We start from the raw sequence: 23,870 nt of genomic DNA, 5'->3' as shown, positions 1-23,870 counted from the left end.
ACATTGTACCATACAGAGGTTGGAGTCCTCAATTTTCATTTAAGTTTACAAAACGAATCTGTTTTAAAGGAGGACGATTATGAAAGCATATAACGAATACATGAATAAAATATTGGTTTCGGAAACGTTACATCAAAGATTAGTATCCTCTCCCGACAATGTCAGACTTAAGAGCCGTCCTATTATGATCAAGCGCTATGTCGCAGCCTTTGCTTGTCTTACCATTATCTTGCTTGGTGTTCTAACAATCCCTCAATTAATGCAAAATAATGTAATACCGATGCCGGGCGAAACTCCATCCGTTTCCCAGCCCAGTGAAAATGCGCTGGCGCCCGACACGTCAAGCAAATACACTCTATATTTTAATAAAGCCGATTTTCAAGTCGCAGCCAACATTGCTATTTCGGGGCATTTTGAGCAAGAGCTAACCGTCGATGAGCTTAACGCTGTTTTCCCCGCGTTGGTAAATACACGTACCATTACAGCAACGGCGAATTTTCAAAGTGATAAAAATGGAGCAACCCTATTCAATATTGATGCCCATGCCGTATCCGCTGCTGGACTCAAGACCTATATCCAGATTGGACCCGGTGCAGTCGTACTCGACTATGGGTTTGACGTTGAAACAAAAGCCTCAGATGTCCTGGGAACACTAGTCACAGCTGGGTATTTTGAGACTAACTCGAACAGCAAGGGGCTTAGGAATGTCATCTATTTTGCCACCTTCAAGCTTTCAGATGTAGCTTATTATGTGGAACTTGGTGGTACAGAAACGGAAAAGGAAGCTCTCAAGAATGAAATATCTGAGTTGGTTGGTCTTCTGATTAAAGGAGGTGCTGGCGATCTTAATGTATTTCACCCGGTTGTGCCCGAACTGCGTCAAGATCGGCTCAATCTTGATGAAGCCTGCGCGGACGTTGATTTCGGTGCATATTTACCAGCAGAAGTCCCTGCTGGATTTGTGTTTGAGGATGCCTTACGCTTTATCAATCAAGAGCAGGATGCACTGTTTGTTAACTGGAGAAAAGGTATGGGATATATCGACTGGCGCGTTTCAATACTCAATGATAACGACAAAACCCGTATCACATCTATTGTAGACAAGAAGAATTACGACCTCTCACTCTATCCTATTCCCCGCGCCGATTCAGTGCCTGACGATTTACGAGAGATTGTTGATAATCCAATTTTCCTCAGTGAGGAGATAACGCTCGAAGCTGTACAGGCACGGACATATAAGATTACGGATACAGGTGATGAATCAGGTTCCCGAATGTGCTTCGGCGTGTTATATGGAGATATCCTTGTGGAAATCAGGGTAAAAGGTGCTTCGTCGGAAGCGATGTTTGATATCTTACAGCAGATTAAGAAATAATCCCAGTTGGCTGATGTGGAGTAGTATGTGTAAGACCGTACCATAAGTAATAGCGGTTATTTTATAGGGGATTAAAATAAGCTTTTAGCAGAGCCACGATATCAATATCGTGGCTCTTTAATCTAAACATAAAACTCAACAGTGGGGTTTCAATTTAAAAAATATTTAATGCTTATTAAAAACCTATTGCAATTGACCCGACGTCAAGTGATATTATTATGTTATAGACATGTAAGACATCAAAAGAAGGAGGTGCTTAACAGAATGAGTCAACATATACCTATTCATAATGATTTCTATTTAACCTTATTGGAACCTGTAAAAAGAATGTAATTTTCAATATTATATAGGCTATTACTGCTAGCTGGAAGTTAGCACAAATTTTATGGCAAGGATGTGTATAGTATGATAAATTTTGCTGTTGCAGAAATGAAGGACTTAGAAACATTAAGGGAGATTTCTCTGAAAGCATTTCGTGATGATCTGAAAAAATATGGTGCATTGCCACCTGGAATTGATTCTATAGAATGGCATATTTCTAAAATAGAAAGGGGTATTTACTACAAAATCCTAGTGGATGATATGATAGCAGGAGGAATAAATTTATACGACTTGGGGGATGGGCATTTCTGCTTAGGGGCTATTTTTATTTCTCCAGAATATCAAAGTCAGGGGATTGGTTCAAAGGCAATTGAATTCATAGAAAAGAAATATGACCATGTTAAGAGATGGACCTTAGATACTCCATATCTGAATACTGGCAACCATAGATTCTATGAGAAACATGGTTATAGGAAGGTTGATGAGATACAGCCCCAAAAAGACGTAGAATTTTACCTCTATATTTATGAAAAGCAGATGGACGAATAATTGATAACTTGGCGGTATTTATCAGGAAGTTTGTTGGAAAATGTAACAAAATTGTTCTGCTATATTATACGGTAAAAGTATATATGTACAGGAAAAACCTCTGTTATAATTGTTATGGTGAACTGCACCACAAGTAAATACAAAAATAGCCTAAGAGTAAGATGTATCAATACTTATAGGCGTTTTTTTATTTCTGAATAGGCGTTAAGATCCGAAAATATAAAACAAAAAATTAATAATTCATTTTTACATATCTAGTAATAATCTATTATGATAGAATATGTAATATAATGTAAACTTATTAAGGGGGAGGAATAGAAATGAAAATATGTGAGTTCAAGCCAATTAGCATAGATGATATACCCGCAATGGCTGATTTGCTAATACATAGGCAAAGTTTTGAAGGTGAAGTGTTTCCGTTTCTAAAAAACAGTTGTCTTAATGTTAAATATGCAACGGATATACTTGGAAAATTGTTTGTTAATAATAAGGTCATTGGGATAGGAGCATTTACTAATAATGAGCTAGTAGGTTATATAATCGGAGAGATAAAGATTGATACCCTTAGGGGTAGACACGTATGGGTGCCCTATGAGGGAATAGCAATCAGAATGGATCAATCCTCTGAACTTATAAGGAATCTATATGCAAAGGTTTCAGTGGCGTGGCTAGAGCAAGGTTGCTTTATGCACTACACTATAATACCTCTTGGAAATCAGGTGTACTATGATGCCTACCAACGATTAAGCTTTTTTATCCAGCAAGTACACGGGGTAATGAACATGGAGGATTACAAACCCTTTGAAAATGTATCTGATGCAGAGATTAGAGTTGCTAATAAAATGGATAGTGAAATGATGGGTAAAATGTCTAGCATAATCCAATCGTATCATAATTCTGCACCTACGTTTGAGCCTGCGTTACCTGAGGTTGTATTGGATATGAAAGCTGCATATAAAAGTATAGTAGAGGAAAATGACGAAACGTTTCTCATTGCGATAAAGGACATGAAGGAATTAGGATTTCAAGAATATTGTCCGATTACTTCAGACTTGATGACACCCGACAATGGAGTAGAGTTGGGTATTGCAGGTACTTACTATTCTCAAATGGGAAGAGGTGTTGGTAAAAAGTTAATGAATGAAGGCTGTAGGATTATGAAAGAAAAGGGATATAACAGTATGATAACAGATTGGAGAATAACCAATCTTGCTTCTTCAACATTTTGGCCTAAGTGCGGGTTTAAGCCAGTAGCTTATAGAATGGTTAGATACATTAACAGTAATATAGCATGGGCAAACTTTAACAATCCGAGTATAAAGTTGTTGTAGCAAATTCAGTCAGGTATTTTTTATCCTCACTAACAGAAAAAATGGTGCGGTCAGTTACACATAGAAAAGTAAAGAGCATGGAAGAACGAATCATAAGTGATTAACCTTTGCCTCAATGGATACAAAATGGAATGAAATCCGTATTACTTGCCCTAAGTGTTAAAAACACACAAAAAGCAATATTAAGTATGAGAACAACATTTTAAGTGCACAAATTGTAGATGACTATTCAATGGATATGATTGATTTAGGTTAAGGTTAAATTTACATGACTATGAACAGGAATTTGTTGAAGGGATTATTATGACTATAAATTGAGCAGAACTAGAGAAGGTTAAGACAATAGCTGCTATAAGAAGAAAGGATAAAAGCTATGGAATACGAAATTATACATTTACCAAAAGAGAAATGGAAAGGAACTGTTATTCCAATTAGGTATATAACAGACAAGTATTATGATGTTTATGTAAATAAAACAGATAAAGGATTCGCTATTGGGATAGAAAAGAAAGATTTTACAGAGCCAGTAACTCATACACCAGAAGAATATGATTTTCCAGATAAGCTATATGAGGATCACTGGGAGAATGCTTATGCTTGGGGAGTGTTAGTTGATGGTGAATTAGTTGCCGCAATTGAAACTGACCAAGAACTATGGTCTAATCGTCTAAGAATTACAGAACTTTGGGTGGCAGAAAAATATCAAAAGCAAGGAATAGGTCATGCGTTAGTTGAAATGGCCAAGGAACAAGCAAGAAGAGAACGTCGTCGTGCTATTATACTAGAAACACAATCTTGTAATGTTAATGCAATAGATTTTTATCAGCATGAAGGATTTAGCTTGATAGGTATGGATACTTGCTGCTACAAGAATAATGATTTACAAAGAAAAGAAGTAAGGTTAGAATTTGGATGGTTTCCAGAAGAAAAGAAAAGATTAAATAGAGAAGAAATAGAAATTAGAATGGAAACAAAGTCGGATTGGTACAATGTAGAGTTAATGACACAGCATGCATTTTGGAATAAGCATCATCTTGGATGTGACGAACATTATCTTGTGCATAAATTACGTCAAGATAAAGACTATCTTCCAGAGCTAAGCAGAATAGCAGTAAAGGATGGAGAGATAATAGGATGTATAATGTATTCACAGGCACGAGTTGTTGATGGGACAGATACACATGAAATTATAACCTTTGGACCTCTTTGCGTAGAGCCTAAATGGCAGGGATGTGGAGTTGGTGAGCTGTTATTAAGAGAAACAATGAAATTAGCTGCAAATAAGGGGTATAAAGGGATTGTAATTTTTGGAGAACCAGATTATTATCCTAGAATAGGATTTAAAACATGTGACAACTTTAACATTACAACTGCCGAGGGTAAAAACTTTGATGCATTTATGGGAATTGAATTAGTAGAAGATAGTATGAAAGGCATAAAAGGAAAATTCTATGAATCGGAAGTTTTTGAAAATCTTCCAAAGGAAGAAGTGGAAGAATATAATAAAAAATTCCCACAACTACAAAAATTAAGATTTCCAGGACAATGGGATTAATAAAGTATTAAAATCAGTTTATATACCCTTATTAACAGAGTATTAATTTCATTGAATCTATAAATTTCAGTTTATCTTTATATAAGCATGAGGAGCTGTCTTATTATCAATATAGAAAATAAATGCACTAAGATGTAAAAATTTTGGTGCTATTTTTTTAGAGCAAGGGCATAGGTACATTGTCGACTAAGATGAATTATATCTATATAATTGAAAATTATGGTTGTATTTTCTATTTCATTTTAGTACAATATAAAAAAATACAGCTTTCAATTTTATTTCGAAGGGAGTTGATTAAATTATGGCAAATTTGAATACGGTGATAAATCAATAATTTAATACTTGAGTGTACGTCGGAACTGTGATTTTTCCGTGTACTCTATAAAAACAACCCTTTTGAAAATACTGTATAAACAGAACTTGTCGATGGGCAAGTTTTTTTGTGCAAAAAATTGGAGGTAATACGGTGAGATTTGAAGAAATTTATAAGAGCGAAAGGATTCTGACAAGAGAAAAAGATAATTTAATTGTAGCGCGTGTTAGCGAAGTGCAGAGAGAATTATTCAAGGTACTATGTGGATATGGAGAAACAAATGCAAAATTAAAAGGTGCTTTTTATAAAGATAAAATGAATAAAGAGTATCCTGTAGTAGGAGACTACGTTCTTCTAAAATATAATGAAAATGGAGATTCTTTAATTCAGGAAATATGTGAACGAAAGAGTTCTTTTTCTAGAACAGATTTTTCAGGACATGCTGCTGGATATGTTAAAACAGTGAAAGAGCAGGTAATAGCAGCTAATTTTGATTATATATTTATTCTTTCATCTTTGAATCATGACTTTAATTTAAATAGAATAACAAGATATATTAGTGTGGCTTTGCAAAGTGGTGGAAAACCGATAGTGATTTTGACAAAAGCAGATGAATGTGATAATCCAGAGGCTTATATAACACAGGTAAAAAGTATATCAGAAAAGGCTGATGTTCTCGCTATTAGTGCCAAAACTGGATATGGAATGAAACAATTAAATGTATATATACAGGCAGGAAAAACTATAGTTTTTTTAGGATCTTCTGGCGTAGGGAAATCGACACTTGTGAATGCAATTGCAGGGGAAGAAATTATGATGGTAAGTGAGATACGTGAAAATGATTCTAAAGGGCGACATACGACAACTCATAGACAGTTGATTGAGCTTGCTTCAGGAGTAATTGTTATTGATACTCCAGGAATTAGGGAACTTGGAATGTGGGATGTTGAAGATGGCATAAACGATACGTTTTCGGATGTAATTGAACTTTTTACTAAATGTAAATACAATAACTGTAGCCATAGCAAGGAGCCAGGATGTGCAGTAAATCAAGCAATTGAAGAGGGGATACTTTCAAAAGATAGATGGAAAACATACTGTCAGCTGTCAAATGAAAATGAATGGGGAAAGAATAAATCAATATATACTAAAAAAGGGAAATTGGAGAATAAGATAAAAAGAGGAAAGAAATAAAAAATGAAAATTCAATCCTGAATAATCACATTTAAAAAGACTGATACAATCAAAGATGGGTTCAAACATTCTGAGATAATTTAATCAGCTAAATAGAAAAATAAAAAGTTGGTTGCTCTAATAGGAGTAGGCAACTTTTTTCATGTAAAAGTGCCTTATTAATCTCTTAAATCCCATGAGATTAGTCAAGCTTTTCAGACTATAAACAAGACAAATAAAATTTCCTTCAGCATTCAATGATCAAAAGATTTTAGTTAGAAAATATGTATATGCAGGCGGTTACAGTTATCTTGCAGTACAAGAAGTTTTTTTACTTAATTACTGGACAAACTCACTTAAGTGATGCGGGAGGTTGGTGGAATTAGTTCTACCGACCTCCGAATTTTCTTAACAACTTCTTTATACCTATTTCTTTTATAATTAATAGGAATGAATAAGATTTTAGAGTAAAAAAGGAGGAAAATATGTTAGAAAATCGTGTTTTTACTATTGAATCTCCAAAGAATAAGCTGATCACTCTAGATGTAATTCCTGGTCACTTCACTACAGGAAATTCACATGTAAATCATTATTTGAACATGAGTAGAATAAAAGTAAATGCACTAGTGGCAAGGGATGTAGCTAGAGAAATGGCTATTCCTTATTTGGCAAAGAGTCTTGTAGATACCATCATTTGCATGGAAGATACAGATGTAATTGGTGCATATATGGCAGAAGAACTTATGGAAAATGGTTCTATGGTAGTCAATAGTGACAGAGAGATTCATGTGATACGTCCCACAGTTTCTGTAAGTGGGCAACTGATTTTTATGCAAAGTAATCAGAAATTTGTTTACAACAAACATATTGTTTTGCTGATAAGTTCTGCTTCTACTGGTAAAACCATTTTAAAGGCATTGGAATGTATTAGTTATTATGGAGGGAAACTCGAAGGGATATCTGCTATTTTTTCTGCAAAGAATGAAATAGCAGGTTATGAAATCAATGCCATCTTCAGTGCTGAGGATATACCAAATTATGAAGTATCAAAGCCATCTGAATGTAAAATGTGTAAAGAGAAACAGAAGATAGATGCTATTGTTAACCACGATGGCTACACAATAGTGTAGATATACAAATGATTAGGAGATGATGGATATTAATTACATAACTAGTATAATAGACAGTTTAACACTGTCCCAGATAATAATGATAATTTTGGGACTTGCCCTTGCATATATGGCTGTAGAGAGGAAATATGAGCCATTACTCCTTCTTCCATTGGCATTTGGAATGATTATTGCTAATATACCTATTGCAGGTCTGTCTTCCTATGATGAAGGTGGGTTGATTTATTATTTATACAAGGGTATTGAGCTTGGGATTTATCCTCCCATGATTTTTATCTGTATTGGTGCAATGACAGATTTTAGTCCCTTAATGTCATCACCTAAGACAGCATTAATTGGTCTTGGAGGTCAGCTTGGCATTTTTGCAGCGATGTTCGGAGCATTAGGTTTAGGATATGTAGTATCATATTTTATCCCTGGCTTTGAAAATTTCACCATGAAGGAAGCGGCAGCAATCGGAGTGATAGGAAGTTCAGATGGTCCGACCTCAATTTATATCACAAAACAACTGGCAAGTCATTTGCTTCCGACGATTACTATTGCAGCGTATTCATATATGGCTTTAGTTCCCCTTATTCAGCCGCCGATAATGAGAGCGCTTACTACCAAAAAGGAAAGAATGATAGTTATGCCTATTCCTAAAAAGGTATCTAGAAGAAAGAAAATTATTTTTCCTATTGTAATAACGTTGTTAGTTTTAATTTTTGTACCTTCTGCCGCAACATTGATTGCAATGTTAATGCTTGGTAATCTTATCAGAGAGAGCGGTGTGACAGAAAGGTTATCCAGAATGCTTCAGGGAGATTTATTGAATTTGCTTACATTATTAATTGGTTTATCTATTGGAGGAAGTGCAACCGCCGATAGGGTATTAAATATTAAAACACTTCTTATTATTGTTTTAGGTCTTTTTGCATTTATAATGGGAACAGCTGGAGGAATAATAGTAGCAAAAATTTTATGCAAATTGACAGGGGGAAAGGTGAATCCTCTCATTGGAAATGCAGGAGTATCTGCAATGCCTATGGCTGCCAGAATATCTCAGAAGTTAGGTCAAGAATACAATCCTTCGAACCATCTTTTAATGCATGCAATGGGACCTATTGTTGCAAGCACCATAGGTTCAGCAATTATAGCAGGAATTTTTATTTCCATGTTTGGGTAACAAGTTACTAATATAAATGCTATTGTTAGAACTATGATATAATATATGATAATAAATGTATGAGGATTAAAAATGATATTATGTATTTGATTGATAGTCATATAGAAAGTATAGGGTGGGTTAATTTGAATAAGAAAAAGTTTAAAAATATTATTTTCTCTCTCTGTATTCTTTGTAGTACATTACTTATCTGTGAAATTCTTTATCGTTATGATCTTGGACATCAAAATATAAATATTGTAATGTCTATGGCAATATTTATTATTACAGCTGTTACAGAAGGATATATTTATGGAGTGTTGTCGGCAGTTATAGGAGTATTTACTTATGATTTTCTAATAACCTCGCCAAGGTTTGGCTTTAGTTTTACTTTGGATTTCCCAGTGACTCTTATTATACTGCTGACTGTAGTTTTTACTAGCAGTACTATTACTACCAGAATTAAGGCACAGGCAGAACATGCTAGGAAGAAGCGTAAACATGCTGAACTGTTATATAGTATTAATCGGAAGCTTCTTTCTACAAGGGATTTGGATACCATAGTAAGATACTCGATGGAATTTTTAAAGGATGAATTAATACATTCTATAGCTTTTTTTGAAGATATCAAACCAAAAGGAAAGCTAAATCCTTATTTTAGATATGTAAAGGATGATGTGGGTATTGAGTATTTTACTAAAGAGGAAATATTTTATTTAGTAAGACTTGCTGCGGATAAACAGGAAGCCTTGGATGATAAGGACTATGGATATTTTTTTCCCATAGTTGCACAGAATATTACCTATGGAGTATTTGCTTTTTCCTTTGGGGAAAAGGATTTGAACAAGAAGCAAAAGGTGTTTTTAGAATTAATATCCGATCAAACGGCTCAAGCACTTAGAATGTATCGTCTTATGGTAGAACAGCAAGAAGCTAAGGTGATGATGGAAGCGGAAAAAGTAAAGAACAGCTTTTTAAGAAGCATATCTCACGATTTGAGAACTCCACTTACTGGTATTATAGGTGCCAGCTCTACTCTATTGGAAGAAGGAAATAAAATACCTTATGAAATACAGACCAAATTAATAGAGGGAATACAGAATGATTCCCAATGGCTTTTAAATATGATTGAAAACATATTGTCCATTACAAAGGTTCAGAAGAATGATATGGTAATTGATAAATCAGAAGAAATCGTAGAAGAGGTTATAGAAGGAGCTGTCTCAACTTTCCGCAAACGCTTTCCTAATGCTAAAGTCATTGTAAATCAGCCTGAAAATGTGATTTTACTTCCAATAGATATTATGTTGATCTCCCAAGTCCTTATTAATCTTTTGGAAAACACGCAAAAACACGCTCAAGGTCAAAAGTCAGATGTGGTAATAGAAGTAAAAGAAATGGGTGATTTTGTGAGTTTTATTATAGCGGACAACGGTCCGGGGATAGATCCAAAGATTCTTCCTATGTTATTTAACTTTACGGTTACGTCAGAAAATCTATATAAAGATTCAACACGAGATTTGGGGATTGGACTTTCTATTTGTAAAACTATAATCAGGGCCCATGGAGGAGAGATATATGCAAATAATCGGCCAGAAGGCGGGGCACAATTTATGTTTACAATACCGCTTTGCAGGGAGAAATATGAAAAAAATTATTAATAGACACAAAGATTGTATCTGGAAGAGGTCTCTTACGAGTCTTTTTAGAGGTTGTTTGTGTTTGCAACTCAGAGAGCGTAGGTTGCTAGAAAGGTATTGCTATGAAAAATAAACACGTTATTATGATAGTAGAGGATGAGGAAGCAATCAGTGAATTCATTTCTGTGAAACTAGAGTTACAAGGCTATAGGACGCTGAAGGCTGTTAATGGACAAGAAGCAATTTCCCTTGCTTCATCTCATTGTCCGGATTTAATCTTACTGGATTTAGGACTGCCGGATATGGATGGCATGGAAGTAATTGAATCTATTAGGAGTTGGAGCTTGGTTCCTGTGATTATTGTATCGGCAAGACATGAAGAGAAGTTCATTATATCAGCTCTTGACAGTGGTGCAGATGACTATATTACAAAGCCTTTTAACAATGCTATTCTAATGGCAAGAATTAGAACTGCTCTGCGGAAGGGGCATATATCGAAAATAAAGAACAGCAAGATAAATCAATCCTTTAGTTTGGGTGATTTATACATTGATTATGATAAGAGAATAGTAACAGTAGCTGAAAAGGCAGTACATTTGACTCCTATTGAATATCGAATTATTGTCTTGCTCTCTCTGAATGCGGGTACTGTACTGACCCATGAGTTTCTATGCCGTGAACTTTGGGGACCATATGTGAGCAAAAGCAAAGCACTTAGGGTCAATGTTGCAAACCTTAGAAGAAAAATTGAAAAAAATACTGCAGATCCCCAATATATTTTAACAGAAATGGGAGTTGGATACAGGATGTTAGAAGAAGTATGATAGGGTGCAATTATCATATTCATTAATGTTTTAAGAAGTAAAAAGGTTTGGATGTATTAGCATAAAAAATATATGCTATAAAGTTTTTGAGAAAAGAATAGAGAAGTAAATTTAAATATCGAGGTTATAAATATTATAATTAAATATATAAATGTGTTTTTGTCCTCTAGACTTATAGGTTTAGGGGACATTTTTGAGTATTAGTATCATTACAACCTAGGAGATGTATATTTATCTAGTAATATTTAAGTTAGTTAATTGACAAAATTTCAATATAAAGGTATAATTAGTATAACTAGTATGAAAAGTAATACTAAAAGGGAGTGTACTATGAATAAAAAAATTTTAGAAGATAAATATATGGGTTCTGTGAAGGTAGGTTCAAAGGGGCAGATTGTTATTCCAAAGGAAGTAAGAGATATGTTTGATATTTCTCCAGGAGATACTTTAATTTTACTTGCAGATGCCCAAAGAGGTATTGCAATTGAGCGGTATGATGTTTTTTCTAAGATTGCCGATGCAATTTTTGAAGGTAAGGCACAGGAAATTTATCCATCGGAATCGGAAGAAGATTCACTTATTTTTGCAAAAGAAATAAAAAAATTGAGTAAGTCTGGAGAAGAATATGATGAGTAAAATAGTGTTCTTCAGTATCCCGGCTCATGGACACACTAATCCTACTATAGCAGTAGTAGATGAATTGGTAAAACGAGGTCATGAAGTTTGGTATTATTCTTTTTATGAGTTTCAAGAGAAAATTGAAAATGCAGGTGCAAAATTTATTCCGTGTGATAACTATTTACCAGAACTTACGCCAGATGTAGAAAAGAAAGTGGGAAAGGATTTTGCATCTCTTATAGAGATGACAGCAGATATGACTATGAGCCTAGATGAAAAGGTATGTAGAGAGCTTAAAGAATTTCAACCACATTGTATAGTATCAGACTCTATATGTATTTGGGGAAAATTATTTGCAATAAAATTAGATATCCCCTATGTTTGTTCTACTACGACTTTTGCAATGAATAAACATACTGCAAGGCTGATGAAACAAAGCCTAAAAGAAATATTCCGTATGCTTATGGGCATTCCAAGAATTAATAAAAAAATAAATCTACTTCAAGAAAAAGGTTATAAGGTAAAAAACTTTATAAGTATTATTCAAAATGATAATTATACTGATACAATTGTTTATACATCCAAAGAATTTCAGCCTATGGCAGAAACATTTTCAGATAAGTATGCTTTTGTGGGGCCTTCTTTCCAAGTTCCAGAAATTGAACAAACTGAAAAGAAATATCCACTGATTTACATCTCATTGGGAACTGTATTGAATCAAAATAGACATTTTTATCAAAACTGTATTCAGGCATTAGCTGATGTAGATTGCCAAGTTATCATGTCTGTTGGAGAGAAGACAGACATTTTTGGCTTTGGCAAATTGGCAGATAACTTTAAAATTTATCCCAAAGTTGAACAATTAGAAGTTTTGCAACAGACTGATGTGTTTATTACCCATTGCGGAATGAATAGTATAAGTGAAAGTTTATATTTTGGTGTGCCATCTATTTTATTTCCATTACATAGTGAGGAAGTTATGGTGGCAAACCGAGTAGCAGAATTGAATGCTGGGAAAAGATTAAAGTCAAGTACTGCAAGTAGCATCCGAGAAATTGTTTTACAAATATTGAATGATGTATCATATAAAAGAAATGCAGAAGTAATTTCTAAAGGTTTGCAGAAAGCTGGAGGAGCAAGTGCAGCTGCAAATAAGATAGAGAAGGTATGTAATGAAAGCTTAGATATATATTGAGCTCATAGTGTCGATAAGAGATAAATAGATGAATCTAAAAACCTATAAAGGATTTTAGGCAGTTAAAATCATAGGATAAAACTGGTAAAATAGAGTATAAAGGCGTCACTTAGTAATAATCTAATTTAGAAAATAAGGTCTGGATAGAACTAATAAACAAAAAACTGTATTTTACTAAATTTTGTTGAAAAAACCCTATATTTCATAGGGTTTTTTCAATAATCTTAATTCTCTTATAGGAATGAAAGACATGCTTTATAAACATTTACTAAGTTTACTGATCTCAATTTATTTACTACTAGAAATTATAGGTCGTTTAATTATATTATCTATAACTTCTATTTCTATGGCTTTTGCAATAGAAACATTCATAGCCAATTCTGCAATGACAACAAGATTTGTAATAAACTTTATTACAGTGACAACAGCATTTGCAGTAAATTTTGCAACGTAAACTAATGGTTGTATCTACTGTTGAAGTATTGTTATTAGGATTAGGGTCTGGTGTTGTAGAAGTTACTTCCGCCGTGTTGGTAATAGTTCTGGTAGCTGTCTTAGAAACTATTCCCCTTATTATAATAATCCTTGAAGCTCCTGCTGCCAACGTGCCAATATTATAGCTACCCGTCCATGGACTCCAAGTTGCTCCCTCATCTGCTGAGAACTCTGCTCTTGCAATGGTAGTTGAAATATTATCTTGTAAAATGACATTTTGAGCATCTGACGGTCCTGCATTTGATACTTCAATGGTATATACTATTATTTCTCCTGCCATTACTGGATTTGGTCTCGCTGTTTTTATAACTGAAATATCTGCTGACTCCTGAACTAATACATCTACTGTTGATGTGTTATTACTTGGGTTAGGGTCTTCAGTTGTTGAAGTTACACTCGCAGTATTTCGTATAATTCCAGTAGCCGACGTAGATACCATTCCCCTTATTAAAATAGTTCTTGAATCTCCTGCTGCCAACGTGCCAATGCTATAGCTATCCGTCCATGGGTTCCAAGTTGCTCCTCCATTTACTGAGAACTCTGCTCCTGTAATAGTAGTGGAAATATTATCTTGTAAAATGACATTTTGAGCATTTGATGGTCCTGCATTTGATACTTCAATGGTATACACTATTATTTCTCCTGCCATTACTGGATTTGGTCTTGCTGTTTTTATAACTGAAATATCTGCTGACTCTTGAACTAATACATCTACTGTTGATGTGTTATTACTTGGATTAGGATCTGGTGTAGTTGAAGTTACATTTGCAGTATTAGTTATAATTCCTGTAGCTGATGGTGATACGGTTCCTCTTATTAAAATAGTTCTTGTTTCACCATTCAATAAAGTTCCTATATTGTAGCTTCCTGTCCATGGGCTAAAAGTTACTCCTCCATCTGTTGAAAATTCTGCTCCTGTAATCTCAGCTGGAATAGCATCTGTTAAAACAACATTTTCAGCATCTGATGGACCGAAATTTGATACATCAATTGTATAAGTTAAGGTTTCCCCTGACATAACAGGATTTGGAGTTCCTGTTTTTACAACTCCAATATCTGCTAATGCATTAACTTCGGTAGTTGTTGTTGACGTGTTGTTATCTGGATTAGGATCTGGTGTAGTTGAAGTTACATTTGCAGTATTAGTTATAGTTCCTGTAGCTGTTGGACTTACTGTCCCTCTTATTAAAATAGTTCTTGTTTCACCATTTAGTAGTGTACCTATATCATAGCTTCCTGTCCATGGACTAAAAGTTGCTCCTCCATCTGTTGAAAATTCTGCTCCTGTAATCTCAGGTGGAATAATGTCATGCAAAACAACATTTTCTGCGGCTGATGGTCCTGCATTTGATACTATGATTGTATATTGAAGCACTTGTCCTGATATCACTGGATCTGGGCTTGACGTTTTTTCAACTGAAACATCTGCTGAAGCAGCTATATCAAGTGGAACGACATTAGAATTTACAGTATAATTATTTTCTATTCCTCCTTCTACAGGTGTATAAAAATAACTCATCATTGCTGTATTAAGGGTTGGGTTAGGAGTTGGAACATTATCAACCAAAGCATCAAAAGTTATAGTAGCAGTAGAACCTCCTGGAATATCTGGTACATTAAATCCAACATTAGGATTCAAAGTTATATCTTGGGATCCGTTGACTGTCACACTGCCTGGTACGAAAGATAATCCATTTGGTACAATATCTTGGAAAAATACATTTGTTAAAGGACTTGTGCAAGTATTGGTTAATGTTACTGTATATGTTACTATATCTCCTATATTTGCGGTAGGAGTACTAACAGTCTTTACGGGTGTAAATTCTGGAATTTGTATTTCTCTTAGTGATATATCATCTATAGCATAATCATTTCCAATAGCAGCTGGTCCTTCACTTAAGAATTCTACCGTTAAGCTTGTGTTATTTCGTGAATTAATTACAGTACCTATCTCTTTCCATTCTGGAGCGTTTGTATTAACAGGAATTTGAGCCCCTAATGTTGCACTGTATATTGGATTACCGTTTTGATCTAATATTCTTACACCCAGCTCAGGATTCGGATACCCTGTTACTTTAAATAGATTTAAAATCCAAGAACTAAATAAATAGTTTGTATTAGGCTGTACCGAAACTACATCTCTAAAAAAAACAGCCCCTGGATTAAAACCATTTACTACCATCATTCTTCCTGTTTCATTACCTGTAGTATGGTCTGCAATACGCCACCAAGCACCTATTGTATTACTTAATGCGTTAGTCATAATATTTTGTACCGTATACTCACCATCAAAAGGTGTATAGTCAGTTGGATCCGGCAATACATAAGTGAAATCTGGTGTTACCCCTGGGTAAGGCTCAACAGGAGCTCCAGTATTAGCGGGAGTGCCCGCTGGAAATGAACCAAAAGTTCCGTTATCAGCAACATTAATAAGATTTATATCTGAAACTGATACACATGGATCAAGTATATTTTCTATAGGTGTATATATAACGGGACCATCTAGGAAATTTTGATTTGTTAAATCAAACCCAGATACAGTTACTAAAAGCGTATCTGGAGTTAAAGAATCTAGATTTGTTGACCCTGAAGGTGGATTAGGTGCAAAACTTATTGGTGGGTCTTCTCCAACTGGAATAGGACCAACTACTGCTGTATTGAAATCTCCCGGTGTTGCAACACCTCCAGGTGTTCCATATGATTCTACAATTCTATAACTACCATTTGGTACATTTATAAATGAATAGTTTCCATTATTGTCTGTAAGAACTACAAGCCTCATATCAGTCATTGTATTCTGTAATACAACAGGTACATTAGCTAGACCTGAATCACCAGCATTAATTGTAGCGCTTCTATCTCTATCAAATACAACACGACCTGATATTGTTGCCATATAATCACCTCTTTTATTTAATGTTTGTATATAATTATAAAATTACCTATAATATAATATGCATTATAAGTCTTTTGCTTACATTTTTATCCAATTCTTTCTTAGGAAGACTTATAGTGTTTTTTATAATATTGTATTTTTGAGTGAGGGACCAAAATATTGTACTATCTTAGTGTTATTACAATATTTTTAGTGGTATATATTACTTATAAAATTGAAGGCATAAAAGAAGAAGTAAAACGTGTGACAGAGGCATTTTTAAAAATGGAAACCTTAGGATTTTATATTAATATCCTAAGGTTTTCTATCAACGTATATATCTCCTTGAAGCCATGACTTGATCTACTTCTATGGTATAAATGGATTCCTTTTCTATAAAGGTGAGTAAATCCTCGGCATTGGCATAAATTAACACGCCGTAGGATTTTACACCATGTTCTTCTACATAGTCTAATGCAGATTGATAATATTGAGTTTTAAGATGGTTATGGTCAAGAACATTTACGGCATCTTTTCTATCTATCATATATCTTAATAAACTCTTATAATGTAATTCATAACCCTCTGGCCAAATAGATTGACTTCGTGATCTAGTGTGGTCCCTTAGCCAATCCAATAATTGAAATGCAGGGTATTTATTTTTATCGGGTCTGTCATCAGCAGCTGATACTGCATTGGAAGGAGGTCTAAATCCTGTCAGATATTGAATAGCCTCGTCTTTAGGTGCTGTTCTGATACCAATCCAAGTAATTTCAATATCATCGTATTCCATCAACATATTGTAGATTTCTTCCATAGTTAAATCTTCGTCAAAGGTAAGATAAGTGGATACATAGGATACAGGATTTAGTTTTTTTATGTGATTCATAACTCGACTTTTATTTTCTTTAAAATACTGGTATTCACTAATCTCAGGATTTGTGATTATTTGAAAACCTAGACTTATATACTCTTCATCAAAGACATTTTCAAAGTTTTTTAAATGAGTATCTCGTTTTATTTTGGAAGAGATGTTTTTTGATTCTTTAGTGAAAAGATTATGACGACTATAATAAATATTATAATTGCCAAATCCCAGTCTCTCAGCTTCTACAAGACCCAAGGCATATCCTGGGAAATTTAGTTCTGTAAAAGCCATCAAATCGAAAGAGATGTCCTTCTTAATTTGTCCCATTGAAATCTTCGTTGGATTGTAATAGAAACTATCTATGATAGGTGATAAAATAAAAAATATTGCTAAAATAATGAGTATAACAACAGATACTGAAGTTATAACTACTCTTCTAAGACGGCTGTTCACACTTTTCTTTAGTTTAACAGTCTCATCCTTCTGGGCATCATAATTTTCCACTTTCATAAAATCTATATCTATATTTTCTGATAGATATTCTTCTATAGCCTCATATTTTTCTATTTCCTGTTTTATTAGTAGTTCTTCCTCCTCAGAGGTAATACCATTTTTATATTTATCTATCAATTCCTTAAAATTCATATTGACCCTCCAACATATCTTTTAATTTTTTTCTAGCTCTAAAAAGTAGAGTTTTAGCAGTTCCATATTTTAGCCCAGTTGTTTTAGCTATTTCTTTTATAGTAAAGTCACAATAATAATATAGTATAATGATTTCTCTGTAGGAATGAGGTAGATTCATAATTAGGTAATAGAGCTGCTTTTTTTCTTCATTGTCAATGGCTTTGTTTAGCGGAGTTTCCTCTGTAGCAAGAAGATCTTCTAAACTATTCATAGTATTATATTCTTTATTAGTTCTAGAAGTATCTAGGAACAAATTCTTACACACTTTAAAGAGCCAATATTTAATATATGGAGTATCTTCGTCTAGAGACAATAAGGCCTTGAAGAAGGTTTCGCTAACCAAGTCCTGAGCCTGATGATGATTTCTACATAACGAAAGAGCATAGAGGTAAACTTCCCTATGATATTTGATATATAAATTTTCTAATTGGCTGTTTATCATAGGAAAATCCCCTTTCACTTAATAAACGGAATAGAAGGATAAAGGTTACACTTTTTTAGAAGAATTTTTAAAAAGGTCATTCTATGTCGATTATATCGAAAGAATGAAGAAAAGACTACTTGTTCCAATATGGATATAGGAGTAAGCCAGTTGAGGATTATTTTTATGATAACAGATAAATTAAGAAAAGAAGAAAGCATCTATTTAGAAAATATATTGATATGGTATAATAGATAACAGATTAAAAGATAAGGTGATAATCGTGAATGAAAAAACATATGAAAAAATGATAAAAATATTAGGCAGTCATCCATATGCCTTAGTAATGATTAAAGGAATAAATAAGTTAACTACTACATTGGTGTATTTCATATATCCAATTTTTCTTCTTATGTTGGCATTTAATGGTGACTTAAGGTTTTGGAGAGTTTTTCTTACACCAGGAATTTCTTTCATGTTGGTTAGTTCATTCCGAAATCATACTGATTTTCCTCGTCCTTATGAAGTTTTGGATATTATCCCAATCATCAATAAAAGTACTAAGGGAAGATCGTTTCCAAGTCGTCATGTATTTTCTGCCTTTGTAATCGCCATGACTTTATATTACATTTCAGTTCCAGTGGGAGTCATTTTAATGTTTGCAGGCATTATATTAGCAATAGTACGAGTACTAGGTGGTGTACATTTTCCTAGGGATGTAGTTGTTGGTGCTATGATTGGTATCTTATTTGGTATGATAGGTTTCCGTTTATAATGCTATAGAATATCCCTTTAAATTTCTGATAGTGTTTTGTTTTAAGGGAAACAAAGAAGCTCATGGCAGATAGTGTATGATTATAGTAACGGCACTTGGTTCAATATTACGTTTTACGTGCTGGTATTACACTAGCTTTGCAGGTCAATAGTTTATGGTAATATATAAATAGTATATTTATAAGATAATTGAGTAGGAGGAGCTTATTATGGCTACATTTGATGATTTTATGAAATTAGATATTAGAGTAGGAGAAATTATTAGAGCAGAGATTTTTGAAAAGGCAAGAAAGCCCGCTTATAAACTATTGGTTGACTTTGGAGATGAAATTGGTATAAAAAAATCCAGTGCTCAAATTACCGAATGTTACAAGTTAGAGGAACTTGTAGGGAAACAGGTACTAGGAGTAGTAAATTTTCCAGAAAGGCAAATTGCAGATTTTATGTCAGAGGTATTGGTGTTAGGAGTTTATTCTGAACAAGGGGTAGTATTGATTCAGCCGGAACAGCCTGTGAAAAAAGGAGATAAATTAGGTTAAAGGTTGATAGCTTATCTAATCTCATTTTTGAATGAGTATCCAGATAAATATTAGATGAAAAATGATATTAATTTGGTGCGATAATAGAAAGCTCCATATCAATCTACTAAACAATTCATCGAAGCAATTATAAAGTAACTAACAAAATCTCAATAGCAAGAGAATCTAAAATACGTTATATTGTCAATTGAATTGCTTGATGTTTCTTGAAGGATGAGCTCATGAATTAAGGAACTGGTGAGTTGTGAATTTATGAGTAGTGATTGCATAGCGTAATCTTTTAATATATCAGAATTATTTTCCATCAAGGATTTCAGATATTAGGAATATAATATCTTAAGCAAGCCTAAAATGTAATATTCCTTCAATCTATGCTATCGACTGATCATCTTTCAATATCAATGAAGCCTTCTATTATCACACCAAATTATTCTATACTATTTATATTGATTTATGATATCTTCACATCTATCTAGATAACTAAATTTTGCACTAAAATCTACAGACTGAAGATTCATCGCCATGTCAATTTTTTCAGATATTCTATCTGCCAGATAATTATTAGATTTAATCTTTTCAGATAATGGTTTTGTATCATATATTATTGCAGTAATTACTTCAGCCTCATATATATATGGTGTTTGATTTCCTTCCACATTGAATGCGTAGCCAGTTCTATTTTCCTTTGTTTTCTTGTCCTTTCTATTTGCTAGAGGTCTTAGATATGATTCCGAAAATCTTCTAAGTAACTTTGCATATTCCAATGCTGCATCCAAATTCATCCTCTTATTATCATCAATTTTTATTATTAAGTCCTTCTTGGCTTCTGCTATACTTTCTGCTAACATAGACTTTTCAAGAAAAAGGTCTTCTAATAGTATTGTTAGATTGGGAACATCTATTTCTGCATCATCTTCAAATTCCACCTCTACAGTTTCATCAACTGCATCTTTGTATGAAGCTGACTTCTTATGATTTTCTGTTATAGAATATATCCTAGAATCCATACCATAGTTTGATAAATATATTAATTCGTCGATGGTTCTATCAAGGAAGTTAGCATATCTTCCTGCTTCTTTCATGGTCATTTTTTCCATAATTATCACTCCCATCTTAATTTCATATAGAGTAACATACTACTGTAATTAGAATACCATAATTTTACATCAATACAATTACAAAGAGGTTACATCATCATTACAATTCCATGACACACTAGGAGGAGTTGAATATGAATTGTCTATACATTTATTCCTCCATATAGTAAAATAATCTAAATGATAACATAGTATCGGTAAAAATTAGGAGGAAAATTGAATGTGGTTTATTTCTGCACTAATATCTGTTGTATCTTGGGGCATTGCAGACTTGTTTTACAAAATGGGGACAGACCCTAAGGATAAATATAGTCATCTAAAAATTGTTATTATGGTAGGATTAGTAATGGGAATACATGGCTTTGGATATATGATTTTCAATAAAATATCCTATAATCCTATAAATATTATAAGATATATCCCAGTAACTTCTATGTATATTCTATCTATGACTATAGGCTATATGGGACTTAGATATATTGAATTATCTATTTCTTCTCCATTGGGAAACTCTTCTGGAGCAGTAGCAGCATTATTGACATTTATTTTTTTAGGGGAAACCATGAATATATTGCAGTTCGCTGCAGTAGCTATTATTTCAGTGGGGATGATTATCTTAGGTTTTCTAGAAAGAAAAGAGAATATAATTCAAGGTAGACTGGAAGATAGGTCTGTAGATAATAAATATACAATAAGCACTATGGCAATAGTATTTCCAATTTTATATTGCATAATAGATGGAATCGGGACATTTGCAGATGCATTCTATTTGGATAGAGTATTAACTGAAGCTGAAGCAAATTTATCCTATGAATTCACTTTTATGATAGTAGGAATAATAGCATTTATATATTTAGCTTTTGTCAAAAAAGAATTCTTAAGTTTTGGAAGGGAAAAAATAAAGCTATATGCAGCTATATTTGAAACCCTTGGTCAATTCTTCTATGTTTTTGCCATGGCTCAAAATTCAATTGTTACGGCACCTCTAGTAGCATCTTATAGTATAGTATCAGTAATACTGTCTAGAGTCTTTTTAAAAGAAAGATTGAACAAACTTCAATATACTGTAATAGTTGCAATAATGATATCTATTGGTATTTTAGGTATGGAGTAGTATAATTAATAAGTTAGGAAGTGATAAATAAAATGGAACAAGTTAAACTTACAAACAGACAAGCTCGGCATTTTATTTTATTGAAACAAGGATTAGTAGGTAATTATAAATTTATTAAAGAACAAGGTGTTTGTGATTATATCAAGCAAGCAGGCTGTATTCAATTTGATCCTATAGATGTTTGTGGTAAAAATGCTGAATTAGTCTTGCAATCAAGGGTAGATGGATTTTCTAAGGAGATGTTGCATAAACTTTTGTACATAGATAGAAAATTTATAGATTATTTTGATAAGAATATGTCCATATTCAGTATAGAAGATTGGAAATATTTTTCACGTCAAAGAGCAAAGTATGAGAAAAATGTTAGAAGTAGAGAACAAGTAGATAACGTAATGGACAAGATAAAAGAAATTATCAAAGAGAAAGGTTTTGTTTCTTCAAAAGATTTAAGTTTTAAGGAGCAGGTTGATTGGTATTGGAGCCCTGCCACGTTATCTCGTGCAGCATTGGAAACATTATATTTTCAAGGTGATTTGATTCTTAATCATAAAAAAGGAACGATTAAATATTACTCTCTTGCTCATGAATATATTCCAGAAGAGATTATTAATGCAAAAGATCCTAACTTAACTGATGAGGAACACTGGAAGTGGAGGATTTTAAGACGTATTGGTGCTGTTGGATTGCTTTGGAATAAGTCATCAGATGCATGGCTAGGAATTGATAACTTAAAATCATCTAATCGTAATCATATATTCCAGAAGTTACTTGCAGAGAAAAAAATTATCGAAGTTATTATTGAAAATATATCTGATGCTTTTTATTGTCTATCAGAGGATAAAGATCTAATTGATTTGGTTTTAGATACTGATGAGTTCCAAAAGAGGGTAGAGTTCATTGCTCCACTAGATAATATGATTTGGGATAGAAGATTGATCAAGGAGATTTTTAACTTTGAATACAAATGGGAAATATATACGCCTATTGCTGAGAGAAAGTATGGTTATTATATTTTGCCTGTTCTATATGGGGATACCTTCATTGGAAGAATAGAAGTAATAAATGATAAAAAGTTGAAGCAACTTGTGGTAAAGAATTTCTGGCTTGAAGATAATATTATTAAAGATGATATATTAGAAGATAAAATTCAAGATTGTCTCAATAGATTTGCTAATTTTAATAATTGCGAAAGTATAAGAATAGACTGTGAAATATCATCTAGTTCCCATAGGTCTTAGTATAGATAGTAGTGAAAATAGAAGATAATTTAAATGCACAAACAAGGCATCCTTAATTAAGGATGCCTTGAAAATTTTATTTATTTTAGCATAGAATTTACAAACCATATGTTTTTGCTGTAGTATGCAACGTAATCTTCAAATATAGCAACAGTTTCAAAATCTCCTTCTTCGTCAGCTATATTTCTGATATCAGTTGCTAATTCTTTCATTAATTCCATATCTTTTTTAACTATTTCTAGAGATTCTTTTATTGAAAAGTCTTTCGCTTTAATCTCTTCAATATTAGATTTTTCTAGATATTCAGCCATTGTAGATAATGGAGTTTCATTTTTCATTTTTAATAATTCTGCTACTTCATCTAGATTCTCAAATAGCTTATCATAGATTTCTTCTGTAAAATTGTGGACTTGCATAAATTGACTACCTACTACGTTCCAGTGAATATTATGGAACTTTACATTTAGTACAGCCAAGTTTGATAAATATTTTTGTAATAATTCGATATGTTTCATAAAATACCTCCTTAAAATTTTTAACGTTTTGTAAACTTAAATGAAAATTGAGGACTCCAACCTCTGTATGGTACAATGT

The 23,870-nt window shown here is 33.2% G+C and carries 20 protein-coding genes; 15 read left to right on the top strand and 5 right to left on the bottom strand.

Features of this window, described 5'->3' with window-relative positions:
• Positions 1–79: 79 nt before the first annotated feature.
• From RDK80_RS18160 to RDK80_RS18110, 11 genes are all read left to right on the top strand, one after another.
• Positions 80–1,375, top strand: a complete 1,296-nt coding sequence (locus RDK80_RS18160; RefSeq protein WP_308525094.1) for a hypothetical protein — start codon at positions 80–82, stop codon at positions 1,373–1,375.
• Between the two features lie 405 nt (positions 1,376–1,780).
• Positions 1,781–2,245, top strand: a complete 465-nt coding sequence (locus RDK80_RS18155; RefSeq protein ID WP_308525093.1) for a GNAT family N-acetyltransferase — start codon at positions 1,781–1,783, stop codon at positions 2,243–2,245.
• A gap of 320 nt (positions 2,246–2,565) precedes the next feature.
• Positions 2,566–3,576, top strand: a complete 1,011-nt coding sequence (locus RDK80_RS18150) for a GNAT family N-acetyltransferase (RefSeq protein WP_308525092.1) — start codon at positions 2,566–2,568, stop codon at positions 3,574–3,576.
• A gap of 373 nt (positions 3,577–3,949) precedes the next feature.
• A complete protein-coding gene (locus RDK80_RS18145) occupies positions 3,950–5,131 on the top strand; it encodes a GNAT family N-acetyltransferase (RefSeq protein ID WP_308525091.1) in 1,182 nt (393 codons plus the stop codon).
• Between the two features lie 466 nt (positions 5,132–5,597).
• Complete coding sequence (gene rsgA, locus RDK80_RS18140; RefSeq protein WP_308525090.1) at positions 5,598–6,638, top strand: ribosome small subunit-dependent GTPase A; 1,041 nt, start codon at positions 5,598–5,600, stop codon at positions 6,636–6,638.
• Positions 6,639–7,102: 464 nt separating this feature from the next.
• Entirely contained in the window at positions 7,103–7,747 is a 645-nt protein-coding gene (locus RDK80_RS18135) for a hypothetical protein (RefSeq protein ID WP_094901548.1), read from the top strand.
• A gap of 28 nt (positions 7,748–7,775) precedes the next feature.
• The gene (locus tag RDK80_RS18130; RefSeq protein WP_374041685.1) at positions 7,776–8,912 is read left to right on the top strand and encodes a sodium ion-translocating decarboxylase subunit beta; all 1,137 of its coding nucleotides are present in this window, start codon (positions 7,776–7,778) and stop codon (positions 8,910–8,912) included.
• A gap of 125 nt (positions 8,913–9,037) precedes the next feature.
• Positions 9,038–10,552, top strand: a complete 1,515-nt coding sequence (locus tag RDK80_RS18125) for an ATP-binding protein (RefSeq protein WP_308525088.1) — start codon at positions 9,038–9,040, stop codon at positions 10,550–10,552.
• 101 nt (positions 10,553–10,653) lie between these two features.
• Positions 10,654–11,355 carry a response regulator transcription factor gene (locus RDK80_RS18120; RefSeq protein ID WP_308525087.1) on the top strand — a complete coding sequence of 234 codons (702 nt, stop codon included), beginning with the start codon at positions 10,654–10,656 and terminating at the stop codon, positions 11,353–11,355.
• Positions 11,356–11,685: 330 nt separating this feature from the next.
• A complete protein-coding gene (locus RDK80_RS18115) occupies positions 11,686–11,991 on the top strand; it encodes an AbrB/MazE/SpoVT family DNA-binding domain-containing protein (protein WP_308525086.1) in 306 nt (101 codons plus the stop codon).
• Positions 11,984–13,168, top strand: a complete 1,185-nt coding sequence (locus RDK80_RS18110) for a macrolide family glycosyltransferase (protein ID WP_308525085.1) — start codon at positions 11,984–11,986, stop codon at positions 13,166–13,168. Before RDK80_RS18115 ends, RDK80_RS18110 begins: the two co-directional genes overlap by 8 nt.
• 325 nt (positions 13,169–13,493) lie before the next feature.
• Here RDK80_RS18110 and RDK80_RS18105 read toward each other — a convergent pair whose 3' ends face one another.
• The 3 genes from RDK80_RS18105 to RDK80_RS18095 form a co-directional block, all read right to left on the bottom strand.
• Positions 13,494–16,559: an SdrD B-like domain-containing protein gene (locus RDK80_RS18105; protein ID WP_308525084.1), complete on the bottom strand. Its 3,066-nt coding sequence runs from the start codon at positions 16,557–16,559 to the stop codon at positions 13,494–13,496.
• A gap of 307 nt (positions 16,560–16,866) precedes the next feature.
• Positions 16,867–18,051: an anti sigma factor C-terminal domain-containing protein gene (locus RDK80_RS18100; protein WP_308525083.1), complete on the bottom strand. Its 1,185-nt coding sequence runs from the start codon at positions 18,049–18,051 to the stop codon at positions 16,867–16,869.
• Positions 18,041–18,535, bottom strand: coding sequence for a sigma-70 family RNA polymerase sigma factor (locus RDK80_RS18095; RefSeq protein ID WP_308525082.1), 495 nt, complete (start codon positions 18,533–18,535; stop codon positions 18,041–18,043). Before RDK80_RS18095 ends, RDK80_RS18100 begins: the two co-directional genes overlap by 11 nt.
• 262 nt (positions 18,536–18,797) lie before the next feature.
• On the opposite strand from RDK80_RS18095, the gene RDK80_RS18090 reads away from it, so the two are divergent.
• A complete protein-coding gene (locus RDK80_RS18090; RefSeq protein WP_308525081.1) occupies positions 18,798–19,289 on the top strand; it encodes a phosphatase PAP2 family protein in 492 nt (163 codons plus the stop codon).
• A 208-nt stretch (positions 19,290–19,497) separates the two neighbouring features.
• Positions 19,498–19,827, top strand: coding sequence for a tRNA-binding protein (locus RDK80_RS18085; protein WP_094904423.1), 330 nt, complete (start codon positions 19,498–19,500; stop codon positions 19,825–19,827).
• Between the two features lie 437 nt (positions 19,828–20,264).
• Here RDK80_RS18085 and RDK80_RS18080 read toward each other — a convergent pair whose 3' ends face one another.
• Positions 20,265–20,924 carry a hypothetical protein gene (locus RDK80_RS18080; protein ID WP_308525080.1) on the bottom strand — a complete coding sequence of 220 codons (660 nt, stop codon included), beginning with the start codon at positions 20,922–20,924 and terminating at the stop codon, positions 20,265–20,267.
• A 220-nt stretch (positions 20,925–21,144) separates the two neighbouring features.
• Between RDK80_RS18080 and RDK80_RS18075 the strand changes: the two genes are divergently transcribed.
• Positions 21,145–22,038, top strand: a complete 894-nt coding sequence (locus RDK80_RS18075; RefSeq protein ID WP_308525079.1) for an EamA family transporter — start codon at positions 21,145–21,147, stop codon at positions 22,036–22,038.
• Positions 22,039–22,070: 32 nt separating this feature from the next.
• A complete protein-coding gene (locus tag RDK80_RS18070) occupies positions 22,071–23,276 on the top strand; it encodes a DNA glycosylase AlkZ-like family protein (protein ID WP_308525078.1) in 1,206 nt (401 codons plus the stop codon).
• 80 nt (positions 23,277–23,356) lie between these two features.
• Here the strand turns inward: RDK80_RS18070 and RDK80_RS18065 are convergent, their stop codons facing one another.
• Entirely contained in the window at positions 23,357–23,791 is a 435-nt protein-coding gene (locus tag RDK80_RS18065; RefSeq protein WP_094904427.1) for a DNA starvation/stationary phase protection protein, read from the bottom strand.
• Positions 23,792–23,870: the final 79 nt, after the last annotated feature.

The organism is uncultured Tissierella sp. (assembly GCF_902479755.1).
Taxonomy (GTDB): Bacteria; Bacillota; Clostridia; order Tissierellales; family Tissierellaceae; genus Tissierella; species Tissierella carlieri.
The sequence above is the reverse complement of the archived record's forward strand: the minus strand, read 5'-3'. Positions and strand labels throughout refer to the sequence as shown.

Excerpts from the sequence above, each read along its gene's own strand:
- RDK80_RS18160 (WP_308525094.1), top strand. The coding sequence starts at position 80 with ATGAAAGCATATAACGAATACATGAATAAAATATTGGTTTCGGAAACG.
- RDK80_RS18155 (WP_308525093.1), top strand. The coding sequence starts at position 1,781 with ATGATAAATTTTGCTGTTGCAGAAATGAAGGACTTAGAAACATTAAGG.
- RDK80_RS18150 (WP_308525092.1), top strand. The coding sequence starts at position 2,566 with ATGAAAATATGTGAGTTCAAGCCAATTAGCATAGATGATATACCCGCA.
- RDK80_RS18145 (WP_308525091.1), top strand. The coding sequence starts at position 3,950 with ATGGAATACGAAATTATACATTTACCAAAAGAGAAATGGAAAGGAACT.
- RDK80_RS18135 (WP_094901548.1), top strand. The coding sequence starts at position 7,103 with ATGTTAGAAAATCGTGTTTTTACTATTGAATCTCCAAAGAATAAGCTG.
- RDK80_RS18120 (WP_308525087.1), top strand. The coding sequence starts at position 10,654 with ATGAAAAATAAACACGTTATTATGATAGTAGAGGATGAGGAAGCAATC.
- RDK80_RS18115 (WP_308525086.1), top strand. The coding sequence starts at position 11,686 with ATGAATAAAAAAATTTTAGAAGATAAATATATGGGTTCTGTGAAGGTA.
- RDK80_RS18110 (WP_308525085.1), top strand. The coding sequence starts at position 11,984 with ATGAGTAAAATAGTGTTCTTCAGTATCCCGGCTCATGGACACACTAAT.
- RDK80_RS18105 (WP_308525084.1), bottom strand. The coding sequence starts at position 16,559 with ATGGCAACAATATCAGGTCGTGTTGTATTTGATAGAGATAGAAGCGCT.
- RDK80_RS18100 (WP_308525083.1), bottom strand. The coding sequence starts at position 18,051 with ATGAATTTTAAGGAATTGATAGATAAATATAAAAATGGTATTACCTCT.
- RDK80_RS18095 (WP_308525082.1), bottom strand. The coding sequence starts at position 18,535 with ATGATAAACAGCCAATTAGAAAATTTATATATCAAATATCATAGGGAA.
- RDK80_RS18085 (WP_094904423.1), top strand. The coding sequence starts at position 19,498 with ATGGCTACATTTGATGATTTTATGAAATTAGATATTAGAGTAGGAGAA.
- RDK80_RS18080 (WP_308525080.1), bottom strand. The coding sequence starts at position 20,924 with ATGGAAAAAATGACCATGAAAGAAGCAGGAAGATATGCTAACTTCCTT.
- RDK80_RS18075 (WP_308525079.1), top strand. The coding sequence starts at position 21,145 with ATGTGGTTTATTTCTGCACTAATATCTGTTGTATCTTGGGGCATTGCA.
- RDK80_RS18070 (WP_308525078.1), top strand. The coding sequence starts at position 22,071 with ATGGAACAAGTTAAACTTACAAACAGACAAGCTCGGCATTTTATTTTA.
- RDK80_RS18065 (WP_094904427.1), bottom strand. The coding sequence starts at position 23,791 with ATGAAACATATCGAATTATTACAAAAATATTTATCAAACTTGGCTGTA.